At 48.6% G+C, this 14,258-nt stretch carries 6 protein-coding genes and 3 pseudogenes; 1 reads left to right on the top strand and 8 read right to left on the bottom strand.

Annotated features, from left to right (window positions below):
- Positions 1 to 41 precede the first annotated feature (41 nt).
- The 6 genes and pseudogenes from C5471_RS00720 to C5471_RS24130 all read right to left on the bottom strand — a co-directional run.
- Positions 42 to 6,341, bottom strand: a complete 6,300-nt coding sequence (locus C5471_RS00720; RefSeq protein ID WP_133815135.1) for a S8 family serine peptidase — start codon at positions 6,339 to 6,341, stop codon at positions 42 to 44.
- A gap of 49 nt (positions 6,342 to 6,390) precedes the next feature.
- Entirely contained in the window at positions 6,391 to 6,912 is a 522-nt protein-coding gene (locus C5471_RS00715) for a DUF5625 family protein (RefSeq protein WP_133815136.1), read from the bottom strand.
- A gap of 49 nt (positions 6,913 to 6,961) precedes the next feature.
- Positions 6,962 to 7,483: a DUF5625 family protein gene (locus C5471_RS00710; RefSeq protein ID WP_133815383.1), complete on the bottom strand. Its 522-nt coding sequence runs from the start codon at positions 7,481 to 7,483 to the stop codon at positions 6,962 to 6,964.
- Positions 7,484 to 7,604: 121 nt separating this feature from the next.
- Positions 7,605 to 9,020 (bottom strand): HlyD family type I secretion periplasmic adaptor subunit, encoded by a 1,416-nt coding sequence (locus C5471_RS00705; RefSeq protein WP_133815137.1) that lies wholly within the window; start codon positions 9,018 to 9,020, stop codon positions 7,605 to 7,607.
- Positions 9,021 to 9,124: 104 nt separating this feature from the next.
- Positions 9,125 to 11,260 (bottom strand): type I secretion system permease/ATPase, encoded by a 2,136-nt coding sequence (locus C5471_RS00700; RefSeq protein WP_133815138.1) that lies wholly within the window; start codon positions 11,258 to 11,260, stop codon positions 9,125 to 9,127.
- Between the two features lie 87 nt (positions 11,261 to 11,347).
- Positions 11,348 to 11,616: pseudogene (locus C5471_RS24130) on the bottom strand (hypothetical protein); the annotation flags it as partial.
- 1,072 nt (positions 11,617 to 12,688) lie between these two features.
- Here C5471_RS24130 and C5471_RS00685 point away from each other — a divergent pair.
- A complete protein-coding gene (locus tag C5471_RS00685) occupies positions 12,689 to 13,426 on the top strand; it encodes a cyclase family protein (protein ID WP_133815139.1) in 738 nt (245 codons plus the stop codon).
- A 170-nt stretch (positions 13,427 to 13,596) separates the two neighbouring features.
- Here the strand turns inward: C5471_RS00685 and C5471_RS00680 are convergent.
- Positions 13,597 to 13,926: pseudogene (locus C5471_RS00680) on the bottom strand (hypothetical protein); the annotation flags it as partial.
- A gap of 53 nt (positions 13,927 to 13,979) precedes the next feature.
- Positions 13,980 to 14,258 (bottom strand): annotated as a pseudogene (locus C5471_RS00675) (ISNCY family transposase); the annotation flags it as partial.

Here is a 14,258-nt window from a genome sequence, read left to right as displayed (position 1 = left end):
TATGAAAACCCGCGATAACCATCGCGGGTCTTGTTACTGATTCAGTGCCAGTTAGCGGCTAGCACAGGTTGCAGCCGCTGTTGCTCGACATCACTGAGCATTGCGGTCGCAGGTGCCGGCGGCGCGAATGCAGCCATAGCCTGAACAAGGTGTTCGACATTACTGTCCATCAACCGATGACCGTCACCGGCCATGATGTCATCTGGTCGTTCGGAAGGACTGGCATACCAATTATGCAGTGTTACCTCCTGCTTGCTGCCAATGACCGAAATTTGCAGATCCTTCCCTTCATGCTGGAACCACAGACGATCAGGGCTGATATCCTTTCCGAACACCAAGTTCCCCATCTCACCACTAAATTCCACGTCGTTGACCCCATGCCCGACTTCTACCGTCGGCATACTACCGCTGACCACGATATTGTTATTACCATCCCCGACTTTCACCTCCGGCATACGACCGCTAGCCACGATATTGTTATTACCATCCCCGACTTCTACCGTCGGCGTACTACCGCTGACCACGATATTATTATTACCATCCCCAACTTTCACCTTCGTAAAAACTCCCGTGTTGGTAATGCGATTATTACCATGTCCGACTGTTAGTGTTTTGACATTGCCGATAATGACGTTGTTACCATTACCTAGCGTGATATCGGACTCCCGTCCCGTCACATTCACCTTATTATCACCGTTGCCTGCAACTACTGTGCCGCCTATAGCTTCCACATTGATAGTCTTGCTCTCGTCCCCCAAAGTAACCTTGGCAAAAGGATTTTCGACCGTAATAGAATTGGGGTCAGTGGTCAGTGGTGTAGGTTCTACTGCCGGCTCAATTTTTGGAGCGGTGAACGTTGGATGTAGTTCAAGAAGAGGAATGCTAACCGGCTCCAGTTTGACTGGGGGAAGTCTAATCATCTGCCGGTCAATATCAATAGAAGAAATTTTAGTGAGATTCCAGTCAATAAGGGGAATGCTAACCGGCTTCCTCGGGGGAATACTAATCGGCTTCCGGTCGATAGAGGGAAGCGGTAAAGGCTTGTCAACATCAAGGGGAGCGACAATTGGTGTCAATGAGCCCGGTACAGTAACCGTCGGTTTATCGGGAGATTGCGTCACCACTGGCCCGACCGTTGGGACCAAATCCGGCCCAAGCTCTGCAAAGAGGAAATCGTTTGCATCAACCTGCGAAGTATCCAGGGTATCGAGATACAGCAGCTTCACGTTTGAATCAGTACCGCTGGCCCCATTAAAGATAACGTCAGTGCCATGAATTTGTGACAGGCCGTTAATCGTGCCACGATTGCTCTTAGAGATGGTTAGTTGGCTGAAATCAGTGATTCCGGTTTGACGCAAATCAATTTTATCAATGCCGTGACGGAACCCACGTAATGCATTCTTGTAGTCCTTAACGCCTAATTGGGCAGCCACCACAAAAACATCTGATACCGCACTGTCATGACTATAGATAGTCCCATTCAAGCTAAATTTCATCTGACCCTGAGCATCGCTAGTGAGCATAACGCCCTTGCCGCCGCCCTTGAGGATCACGGTTCCCAGACCTTCCTGTGGCTGGAGCGTTGAGGTGTCGCTACTTGTGTAAGCCATCGGGGCGATAAAGGTGTCCTGGAACTTGAAGTTCGCCGCACCGATCCCGGCGAGTGTCTGGTTTTTCAGGACAATGTTCTGCTCCTTACCCAGATCGACCTTAACATCCGCCTCCTGCTGTGTCAGCCGCAGATCGGCAAACGTTTTTCCACGAAATCCTACCAGATCGATGATTTCGCCACGAGCGGCCTCAAAGTTGCTAATAACATCGCTGCCTGCCTCACGGCGGTGGACCACAAAAAAGTCCTTGCCCGCACCGCCTGCCAGCATGTTGTTCCCACGCCCGCCATCAAGCAATGCATCGGCATTACCAGCGACCAGCGTATCATTGCCATCACCGGTGACGATGTTCTGAATGTTCGACGGATCCTTTATCGTCAACGCTGTGCCGCCAATGCTAGCAACACCGGTCAGCAAGTTGACCGAGGTATCCCGCGAAACAGCCGCCGCATTGAGGGTATTACGCCCACCCGCCACGCCATTGACCGCATCATCCAGCACCGTGCGGTTGGCCTGCTCGACCACCGATTGGATATATTCGTCGGTGTAAAAGTAAGTGTCATCCGGGGTGCTCTTGCTGCCGTACAAACGTAGCGACCAGGTATTTAATGTGACCGGCAGGCCGGAACTCGCATCGGTCACCTGTAGGGTCCAGTTGCCAACCGAGCGTTCACCAAAATCATGGGTTGACATAAAGCTGTACTTGAACTTCCCCGACTGGCTGCTACCCAGATCGGCCGCACTCGCGCCCGGCATGCCGTCTGGCACCTTACCCTGACGATTGAGCAATATGCTCTGAGTGCCATCAGGAGAGATCAGTTTGAGCGTCAGATCGCCAAGACGGCCTACCTGAGCGTCAAAATCGATCTCGACATGCTCGACATTCAGACCGGCATTCATGGCGATGGAAGACGTCAACGTCTCACCCGCTGCCAAGGTTTTACCTAGAGGCCCGCTGGATGCGCTATAGACGTACTCATTGGCAGCGGTGCTTTGGGTCATCCAAGACTCGGCCAAGCGAACAGCGGCCCGCGCATCGACTTGACCAAAGCCATAATCGTTGCTGGTATGCATGCCGCCGCCATTCCAGCTGTGGCTGTTATTATCGCTCCATTCGGTAGAGGGGTCGTTGATCTTGCGAGCGGATAGAGCAAGGATCTGCTGCACATCCCGATAGCCTAAGTTCGGGTTGGCCTCAAGCATCAGCGCAACAACACCGGAGACTATCGGAGCGGCAAAGCTGGTGCCTTGCATGCTGGTGTAGTCATTGCCGAAGGTTGAGCCACGATCGGTTTTCAGCATATAGCTGGTCGACACGACATTGCTACCGGGTGCCGAAACCAATAGGCTGGCTCCCGGGTTGGAGAACGGTGAAGAGCCAATCTGCAAAGTCGACAAATCGCCCTGTGCGTTGATCGCACCGACTTCCACCGAAAAGCGGTTGTTATTGGTCAGCGACCCTTGGGCATTACCGCCTTCCGCACGATGGTTGCCGCCCGCCGCCACGATGACGGTACCCAATCCGCCACGACCATTAGCTGCCGCGTACTGCGCATTCATGCTCAGCGATGCGGCAGTATCTATAGAGCCGTCCTGAAAGCTGCTGAGCACGAAATCGTTGGTAAATCCCCAGCTATTGTTGGCAACGTCAAAACTGACCATATGCCCCAGTCCCGCAAGATCAGCACCGCTATTGGCCAGATAATAGCCGCCCAATGTAGCATCATGGGCAACCCCGACGCCCCCTGTATTATTTTTCGCCGCGACCATCACACCCGCCACCATTGTCGCGTGGTTCGACACCACGTTCGGCAAGGTGCCATTGGTTTGTTGAGTCTGCAACCAAGCTTTGTCAACATTCGCCGCAAGGTCGGGGTGATTGATATCAAAGATTTCGGGCGCGGTGGCGAACTGGCCGCCCGGCTCGAACTGACCAATGCGTACCCCCTTACCGGTGTAGTCCTTCCAGACCGGCAGAATGTTGGCATCGCTCAGATACCATTGCTGAGCAGCCAATGGATCGAGAGGCACTTCCGGGGTCAGTAATGTGGCAACGGCGCGCATCGGCGCTGTTTCCCCACTACTCAGATCGACTACCGATGCTGACGGATTACCAGCTGCGTCAGTTACACCATATTTAAAGCTAATTACACCGGTGTAATCTGCATCCGGCGTAAACAAAACATCGCCCTGAGCTGTAAGGCTGACCGTACCGCCTATCGCATCCCCAACATTGGCAATGCGCAGACCTCCCTGACTGTTGAGGTGCTGATCGTTAGCCAGCAGACTTTCTGCGGCAATCAGATGAGCCTGAGTACGATCAAAAACCTTGCCGTCCTTGTCGTGAGTGAGGACATCCTCGACAGGCATCGCATTAGGTATTTGTAAATCAACCGCCGAAATATCCGAAAAATTGAGTTTCTGGATATTTTTCAGCGTTACTGTGCCGTCACGCCCAGCAATCTTGTCGGCCACTTCATACCCACTGTCGGTGCGGGTGATTCGATAATCGCCGTGGTTACCGTGCAGGCTGACTATGTTGACCCCGCCGTCCCCATCAATCGTGGCATTGCCGTGACCCACTTCGATAACGTCGTCACCCACACCGCCGAAAATCTTATCGGCACCGCCACCTGCGTGAATGATGCTGCCGCCTTTGGAGGCGTAAATTGTGTCACCCTGAGGACCGGCATAGATAACCGACTTACCAGTGCCACCAACGATGGTGTTGTGCCCACTGCCGCCGACCAGGACATCATTACCCATTCCACCTATCAGAGTCGAATTGCCGGAGCCCCCCTTGATAAAGACACCGTTGGCACCGCCACTTATGATGGTATCATTGCCGCTCCCGCCTTGGGCAATAGTTAAACCTGCCCGATCCATGTCCAGTGCCACACTTTGGTTACCGACAATGATCGCCGTATCGTGCCCTCCATTACCGTGAATATTTTTCGTATCGTCAGAAGCGCTGATAACAAAAACATCATCGCCAGCACCACCTACATAGGTATTGCTCCCTGCACCCCCGACCAGCCAACTGCCGGTTTTTGCCGCAATCAATGTATCATTGCCGCTGCCACCATACAGATTGCTCACCCCCAGTTGCCCCGCATCTAAGGTTTCATCTGTTTCACTCTGGCTGGTGTAAGCCGTGGTTGTAATATCGTTGTGAGTGGAGGTCACGCGTGTGCCAGCTCCCTCAGCACTCAAGGTATTACTGACGGGATCACCGAGAAAATCAACAGCTAGCATTTCACGGGTTTCGCCATTGATGGTGAAAGATCCACTGGCAACAACCCTGTTCCCATCACGTACTTCTGCTTTGTCCGAAGCCCGAACGTTTATCTGGGTAATACCCAATTCCGCCAGTGTCTTGAGTTCGCCCGCACCGACTTTTGCATCGTGGGTGCTGTCAACCCAGACCCGCAACTGGCTCCAGATCGGGTCATTCTGATCAATCACTCCGTCTTTGTTGGCATCTTCACTGGCTAAAGCACCGAAGCCATCCTTGAATTTTTTCTCGCCAGCGGCACCGTTTATCCCAGCCTTGCCACCGTAGTATTCGGAAAACATCTGGCTGGCATTTTTTATCTGGCCGCTACCATCGTCGATCACCAGTATTCCGGTATTACGATCCGCCCAGCCGCTGCGCTTAAGCATGCCACTGTTATCCATGTCGAATAGCACGCCGTCACGGATATCAGTCATGTGCACACCATTGCCGCTCAGATCCAATAACAGCGGGTCAACATAAGTGTTAAACGTTGTCATCGCCGACAAGCCGTTCAACGTCACGGCGTTGCGTAAGCCGAAGTCCAGCTTACTAGTGTCCCCGGGTTGGTAGAAAGGCTTGTAGAACTCCGACAGATAGCTGTTGGGTTTGACATTGGGGTCAAGCTGCATTTCACCGGGACGAATGCCACCGGTGGCAAAACCCGCCATTTGGGTGGAGGCGAAGTCTGTTTTATTGAGCATATCCCCGACGGCAGATATTTTATGTGTTGCAGAATTTTGTATAAACCCGTTAGCAACATCCTGCTGAGCTTTGTTTTCGCCCTGAATATGCTTCTGCGGTTGTGGGGAGGAATTGATATCAATATTAATTAAGCTTTTTGGTGGGCTGGGAAGTGTACCCTCGGTACCTACCGGTTTAAGCCATTTAGGGGTAGACCATGGAACAACTCTTTTTTCATAATGATCACCATTACGCATGAGGTCGTCCCGAATGATTTGAGCTCCATAAGATGTAAGCATAGCTTTCAAAATAATAGGATTAGTATTGGGAACCAGATTTCCTTCAAAAATATTTCCTAGGAAATTCTTGTGATTGTACCCAATAGATTGTAATGAGTAATACACGAAATCTACGCAACTGTTGGAATTCACCCAATAGGTATCAGGATTAAATCCACCTGACTCTGGCTTGTCTGAGAAGTCGCTTAACGCATTGTACTGTTTCTCAGTCAACGCGATGGTGACTTCATAAGTGGTCTCTTGGTAGGCCGCATTATCATGAGGAGTTACGTTTCCTACTCCAACTGGCACACCTTCCTTTGACTCGAAACCGACACTTCTTTCATTTCCGTTGCCGTCATTCATCACATACCACATATGACCGCCGGACGACTTGTGTATGTCTCCCGCTTTGCTCTTTCCCTTATCTTCCTGATAAACATACTTAGCCCCCATCGGAGCAACTTTATAGGTTACAGTGTATTTCTTTTCCATACTTATTATTTCCTCTAGCTGTTATTTCTCTTTGTTTTTTCTACATAGATCAAATCTTCGGATCGTAATAGCCGAATTCAACAAAACTCTCAATATCATTAAAAACAGGCACATCCTCCAGGGTAGTAATTACCGCAGAGTAGCGTCCGGGAGGTAATAAAAATGTTTTAATTTCTCGCACAGCCGTATTTATCCTTCTCTCTTCGTAATTGAAGACACGCCCTCCTTCGGATCCCGCAGCGTTTATTTTCTTGTCAAAAAAAATCTTGCCATCTTTAATGATATGGAGTGAAACAGGGGTTATTACTCCATCTTTATTAACTCTCCCAAACAACTTAAACCGCCTTTCCATTTCATCATGACCATCCCCAGTTTCAAACAGCAGGGCAAACTGATAATTGCCTTCCTTGCTGAGTTCAAAATCAATTTTTACTGATTGACCAGACTTCGATACGTCAATCGGTCTGTATATATCAATGTACTTAGAGCAGGCCATTAATAATATACAGCTTATAAAAACAATAATGTTTCGCCATTTTTTTAACTTCTCATGTATACGTAATACTTTCATTTCCTCACTCCAAATTTTCATATTTCCTTTGTTTATACTGATACCATTTTTAAATCTTCGGATCGTAATGGTTGAATTCAACGAAACTCTCAATACCATTAAAAACAGGTACATCCTCCAAGGTGGTAATTACCGCAGAGTAGCGTCCGGGAGGTAATGAAAATGCTTTAATTTCTCGCACAGCCGTATTTATCCTTCTCTCTTCGTAATTGACGGTACGCGCTCCTTCGGATCGCGCAGCGTTTATTTTCTTGTCAAAAAAAATCTTGCCATCTTTAACGATATGGAGTGAAACGGGGGTTATTACTCCGTCTTTATAAACTCTCCCAAACAATTCAAACCGCCTTTCCATTTCACCATAATCATCCGTAGTAGCAAACAGCAGGACAAACTGATAATTTCCTTCCTTGCTGATTTCAAAATCAATTTTCACTGATTGACCAAACTTCGATACGTCAATCGGTCTGTATATATCAATGTACTTAGAGCATGCCATTAATAAGATGCAGCTCATAAAAATAATAATGTTTCGCCAGTTTTTAAACCTTTCATGCACACGTAATACCTTCACCATGTCACTCCAAACAAAGTAAGACTGCGAAAAACATTAACAGCAACTTATCTCAAACCCAAAAAACGATGAATATGACGAACCGGGTCCACAGAAAAGCCCTCACCAAGCATTCATTCTTTTACCGCTCTCTCAAACTTTCATCCAGATGCTGCTGCAATGGGCTCAGGAAGTAGTCAATCACTCGACGCTGATCGGTTTTTATTTCTGCCGTGATCGACATGCCCGGAGACAGAGCGACTCGCTGACCATTGACCAACAAGTGATCAGATTTCAGACGAATACGGGTGCTATAGATGAGTCCACGCTTTTCGTCTTCGATGGCATCGTTCGACACGCTGAGCACTTCACCATCAACAGTGCCGTACTTGGTGAAATTGAAGGTTTCCACCTTGACGGTGACCAATTGACCTGTGTGTACGAACCCCACATCTTTATTTTCCAGCATAGCTTCCACTTCTATCGGTTGGTTTGCGGGGACGATAACCATCAGTGGTTGAGCCTCTGTCACCACTCCACCAACGGTATGGACTGCGAGTTGTTGAACTGTACCCGCCACAGGTGCTTTGAGGCTGGTCAGGGTTTCCTGATGACGAGCTTTCGCCAATTCCTGGCTCAAAATCGCCTCTTTCTGGTTAGCATCCTGTTGCAGATCAAGCATAGCGCGGCGATTTTGCGCAATAACAGCTTCACGCCGACGTCGCGCCTCCTCTTGGGCGGCAGTGTGCTGCAAGACACTGGCCTGCTGCACACTTAACTGACGTTGCAGATCCAACCGGGTTTGCTCTTTTTCCAGATATTCATGCTGCGACACATACTGTTTCGTCAATAACCGTTGGTAGTCCTCGGTCAATCGCGTGGTAATCGGCAGCGTTTTTCGCAGGCTAGCCACCTGAGCATGAGCAGATTGGATTTCGGCGCTGCGTTGACGGATTTCGGCGTCCACCAACTCCAGGTTGCTACGGTATTCCTGATATTGTCCTTGAAGCCAACTCTGGGCACTGAGCACCTGCTCTGGGTTGGCGTTGGCAATCGTTCCTACCAGCGACGCTGGCGGCTGTTGCTGATTGATCGCATCAAGCATGGCTGTGCTCCGCGCACTGTCGATACGCGCAGCCAGCAACTCGCTCTGGATCCGACCAACATCGGCGTTTGCCGCAGTCGGGTCGAGTTCGATCAATAACTCGCCAACTTTCACCGCCTGACCGTCATTGACATGGATCGCTCTGACTACCGCCGTTTCGCTGGGTTGAATCAGCTTGGTTTTGCCACTGGGAACGACCTTTCCCGGAGCGACCGCCACTACCTCTATTTTGCCAATGCAAGCCCAAAGCAATGCCAATAAAGCGAAGCCCATGATGCTCCAGATGAAAACTCTCGGCGCTGGGTGAACAGGTGTTTCCTGCAATTCCAAAGCCGTCGGTAAAAACTGTAATTCATGAGCGAGCCGCGGCGACACATCCATGCTTTTACGTTGGCACCAGGACTGATGCCACGCGTGGCGATAGCGCTGCAATAAGGAAAGAGTGGCACTCATACGAAGTTATTTTCCTTGAATTGGGGTATGTTTGTCTTGATCACTTCTACCTCTGGTTACGTTATTAGCCGGTGTTATCGTACGTGCCGGGAAATGGAAGACTCTCAGCTCTGCTGCATTCGATACAGTCGTGAATAATGACCATCCTGGCGCACCAGTAACTCAGCGTGGGCACCCTGTTCAACGATCTGCCCGCGATCCATCACGAGGATACGATGCGCGTCGCGTACGGCCGACAACCGATGGGCAATAATGATGACCGTGCGTCCCTTGCAAATGCTTTGCATGTTCTGCTGGACCACCCGTTCAGACTCGTAGTCCAGCGCACTGGTCGCCTCGTCGAAAATCAAAATGCGAGGATTGCCGATCAAGGCCCGGGCAATTGCCACCCGTTGCCGCTGACCGCCCGAAAGTGACGTACCGTGCTCACCCACCATCGTGTCGTAACCCTCAGGCAGTTCAAGAATGAATTCATGGGCTCCAGCCATGCGGGCGGCGTGCATGACCACTTCGAGCGGAGCACCCGGATCGCTCAAGGCGATGTTTTCACGAATGCTGCGGTTGAATAGCATATTGTCCTGCAACACCACACCAATCTGCCGGCGCAGCGAAGACACATCAGCCAATGCCAGATCCATGCCATCGACCATAACCCGCCCGCGCTCCGGAACGTAAAGCCGCTGCAACAAGCGAGTCAGGGTGCTCTTGCCAGAACCGGAGCGGCCAACCACTCCAATGATTTCTCCCGCACCAATGACCAAGTTGATGCCGCGCAGCACCTCAGAGCCATCGGGACGATAACGAAAATGCACCTGTTCAAACTCTACCCTCCCCTTGAGCGGCGGTACTGCACTACGTGTAGCCTGAGACAATTCAGTACGGGAATTGAGGATGTCACCCAGACGCTGTACCGATACTCCGGTTTGCTGGAAACTGGTCCATAGTTGCGCCAAGCGCATAATAGGACCGCTGACACGACCAGCCAGCATATTGAATGCAATCAGTTCCCCCACCGACAGCTGCCCCTCGATCACAAGGCGGGCACCAAGCCAGAGTGTAGCGACAGTCACCAGCTTACCGATAAGTGAAACACTTTCATTGGCGAGAGTAGACAAGGTTTGAGTTTTGAAACCTGCGGCCACATAAGTCGCCATCTGGTTATCCCATTTACGAATGATCTGCGGTTCAACCGCCATTGACTTCAAGGTATCGATGCCATTTACTGTTTCAACAAGAAACGCCTGATTTTCGGCGTTGCGGGTGAAGCTGTCCTGTAATCGCTTACGCAAGAGAGGTGTCACCAACGCCGATACCAGAGCATAGAGTGGCAAAGACAACAGTACAATGAGCGTCAGCCAGCCACTGTAAAAAAGCATTACCACGATGAATACCAAGGAAAAAAAGACATCGATCATCAGCGTAATGGCGTTGCCGGTGAGGAAACTACGAATGTTTTCCAGTTCACGTACACGAGCAACAGAATCACCGACGCGCCTGGCCTGGAAGTAAGCCAGCGGTAAATTGATTAAATGCCGAAACAGACCCGAACCCAACTCCACATCAATACGGCTGGTCGTATGGGAAAACACGTAACTACGAAGACCGCTCAAGGCCGACTCGAACAGCATGATGCCCAGCAACCCCGCTGCGACAACATCCAGCGTGGTGAGGCCATGGTGCACCAGTACTTTGTCCATAACTAGTTGAAAGAACAACGGAGTCACTAAGGCAAACAGCTGCAAGGCAAAAGATCCCAGTAAAACTTCACCCAACAACTTGCGGTATTTGACGATAGCCGGGATAAACCAAGTGAAGTCAAAACGCGAGGATTCGCCGGACACACCGTTACTGGAACGCACCAGCACCAGTTGCCCAGTCCAACGCTGCTCAAGCCCCTCGAAGCTGATAACTTCGGGCCGTGCCGAACGCGGATCCTGAATCAAAGCTTGTTCCTGATCCAGCTTGGCCAAAATAAAAAACGTCCCATCTCGGTCAACGGCAATAGCGGGCAATGGCGTGTGCTCAAGCCTGGCAAGTGTGGTGCGCACAACCTTGGCTTTCAGCCCCGACTTCCGTGCAGCCAGCAGCAGCTCTTGCAGAGTAACCCCTTGATTGGTGGTAGAAAATTCGTGTGAAAGTTGTTCGGTCGATATGGCTATGTTGTGAAACCTGGCCAACATGGTCAGGCAAATCAGGCCGGTATCCAATTCCGGGGAAAAATGGGGCGACTCAATACTCATTTGTTCTTTTTTCCATATTGCGTACGTGCCTACCTTTGTAAACTGAAAACATTAGGCAATGTAGAGAATGACTGCTGCCGCTTGTTGTTAATTTAGTCCTGCCACAAGCGCATTAAGGTCGATGATTTTCCCGTCGTTCTGGAAGGTGTAATGCCCGTTCAGCAGGATATACCACCAAGCTACTGGCGATATTTGGGTGATAAAGGCAAGAGCCTTAAGTGTTGCCTTCCGCATTAAACTTTTTCCGCAGCCGAGATAAGATGGCCGAATTGCAAGCGATACACGTTCTGTTCTAACTGCGGGTCACGCAGATAGCACAGGATATAGATGCTGCGCACCCATCGGTAATATAAGAAAGCAGGCCAAGAAGGTTGAGCCATTTATACTTTGTTCCAGCTAGCAAACCGTAATATAAATTGTAATCATCGACAAAAAATGGTGTGCGCACGAAATTTATTCCCGTATACATACAAAGAAACCGGACTATCGCCGGTTTCTTCACCCCAACGGTCACCGAACCTAACCGATGCGTAAGTTATTGAATTATATATATATAATACTGAATTTAGCAAAGCCGTCAATTTAAAAAACTATATAATCGAAAAATAGTTTAAAATAATTTAAGTAACAATTGAAGCTATTTCGCCTGTAAGGGGCGAAAGCGTGTTCCAGGGAACGCTCAAAGTTGAGACGCCCCGAAGCGGACTATTACTTATTCTTAGTTAATGGAATGGAAAATAATGTGACCGATAGCAAAATAGAGAGCATCAATACCCCCTTCTATGGTTATTTTTGCGGACGTGACATATTTTTTAAGTTTATTTGCGCCTTCGGGGAAATGCAGTTAGCCGACAGAATAGCGTAGTTTTTCATCCCATTGGACGTCGAACCTCATAACTTAGGAGTCAATTTTTTCATGCTCCTTGGTTCTATTCCTGTCATCATCGGTTCTACTTTGTTCAGGAAATGGATTGGACTCAATAGATAATTCTTATTGAAAAGAATTAAAAAATGCCTGCGGATAACAATACAGGTATTTAGAAATACCCATTTGACGCTGGCGATAAAAGCAGAGATTGCCAATATAAAATTTTTATTGACAATGATTACACGGCTACGGAAGAATGATGTAAGCTGTTGTACCAAGTTATTTTTCCAAAATGTCTATGGATTGACTATTATTCCATTCTCATTAAAGTCAGAAATAGCGATGTTGCACTTATCATGTGAATCCACCAACCAATATTGAAAAATACGACTATAGTTATACCAATGCATGTCGAAAATGGTTTCTATCAGACAATAGATTCAAAGACAACATTTGAAGAAATAGTTAACTCTTTAAATTGATTAAGGTCTATATATTTGTTTTTTATAGAAAAAATATATCGATAAAAAATATCAACAATTATCAAAAATGAGATTTTTATGTCAAATAACATCTTACAAGCACTCACTTTACTGAAATCGAAGAAGTGGGTCGATTTGACCCATAGCTTTGATAAAGACTCTCCCCACTTTTTCATGTTTGAACCAGCCGAGTTTAAGACACTGTTTGATTATAAGGATGGCTTTCTTGTTCAACAATTTTCTTTCCCCGGTCAATATGGGACTCACATTGATGCTCCCTGTCATTTTGTTCCTAATGCCCGTTATCTTGATGAGCTGGAATTAAAAGAATTGGTTCTACCTTTAATCGTACTTAATCAGTCAGAAAGAGCAAAACAGGATCCTAATTTCTCACTGTCTAAAGAAGATATTCTTAAATTTGAAGAAGAGTATGGAATTATCGAGGCGGGAACTTTCGTTGCACTCAGAACTGACTGGAGTAAACGCTGGCCATCTCAGGAAGCTATGGATAATAAAGATGATCGTGGCAATAACCAAATACCTGGGTGGGGAATGGATGCACTCAAATTTTTATTTGAGGAACGCCATGTTAAAGCCATTGGACATGAAACATTTGATACCGACGCCGCTAAAGATTTCAGAAAGAATAATGCGTTGTTGGGTGAAGACTATGTATTAAAGCAAGATACTTATCAGATAGAACTTTTGGCTAATTTGGACCAGGTCCCTGTCCGGGGTGCAGTCATTTTCAACATTGTCGCCAAACCTAAAAAAGCATCTGGTTTTCCCGTTCGTTCGTTTGCCATACTTCCGTGACTGTTCCCCGGAGCCGTATCTCCTGAAAAAGGGAAATACGGCGATACAACTAACCTCAGCTCTACTGATAAGAACGGAGACTTCAAAAGCACGTAAATTCAGACTCGGTCTTAGCACTTGGAATGTAAATGTGCGGCTTCTATGCGTTTCGTGCATTGACTCAAGCATTTTTATACCAATAACGTATCAACAGTAAATTTGCCGGACATTTGTTCAAGCTCACTCTGGCTCAACCCGGTGGTTTTCATCACCGTTTCACGATCGATTCCGCTGTTCAGCAATGCATGAGCAATTTTTAACGTTGCCTCTTGGTGCCCTTCCTTGCGGCCCTCTTGGTGCCCTTCCTTGCGTCCCTCTTGACGCCCTTCCTTGCGTCCCTCTTGACGCCCTTCCTGACGTCCCTCCCGACGCCCTTCCTGACGTGCTTTATGTTCCAATCTTTGTGCTATTGTCATCAGTACCTCCTCATACCTCGGGGACTGTTCTGCCAGTCGCCGTAAAATCTTCTTTTACACGAATCGTTGAATGCTGATTTAATAACTCTCAGTACCAGTTAATGGCGTATTTGCTCCAGTTCGTTCTGGCTCAACCCGGTGGTTTTCATCACCGTGTCACGATCGATTCCGCTATTCAGCAATGCATGAGCAATTTTTAACGTTGCCTCTTGGTGCCCTTCCTGGCGTCCCTCTTGACGTCCTTCCTGACGCCCTTCCTGACGCCCTTCCTGACGTGCTTTATGTTCCAATCTTTGTGCTATTGTCATCAGTACCTCCTCATACCTCGGGGACTGTTCTGCCAGTCGCCGGATAAAACCCTCGGGATCAGCGGTATC

Origin of the sequence: Photorhabdus tasmaniensis (assembly GCF_011189505.1) — a bacterium.
Taxonomy (GTDB): domain Bacteria; phylum Pseudomonadota; class Gammaproteobacteria; order Enterobacterales; family Enterobacteriaceae; genus Photorhabdus; species Photorhabdus tasmaniensis.
Note: the sequence above shows the minus strand (reverse complement) of the source record. Positions and strands in the feature narration are given on the sequence as shown.

Bases quoted from the DNA above. Each gene is read 5' to 3' on its own strand.
- C5471_RS00720 (WP_133815135.1), bottom strand. From the start codon at position 6,341: ATGGAAAAGAAATACACTGTAACCTATAAAGTTGCTCCGATGGGGGCT.
- C5471_RS00715 (WP_133815136.1), bottom strand. From the start codon at position 6,912: ATGAAAGTATTACGTATACATGAGAAGTTAAAAAAATGGCGAAACATT.
- C5471_RS00705 (WP_133815137.1), bottom strand. From the start codon at position 9,020: ATGAGTGCCACTCTTTCCTTATTGCAGCGCTATCGCCACGCGTGGCAT.
- C5471_RS00700 (WP_133815138.1), bottom strand. From the start codon at position 11,260: ATGAGTATTGAGTCGCCCCATTTTTCCCCGGAATTGGATACCGGCCTG.
- C5471_RS00685 (WP_133815139.1), top strand. From the start codon at position 12,689: ATGTCAAATAACATCTTACAAGCACTCACTTTACTGAAATCGAAGAAG.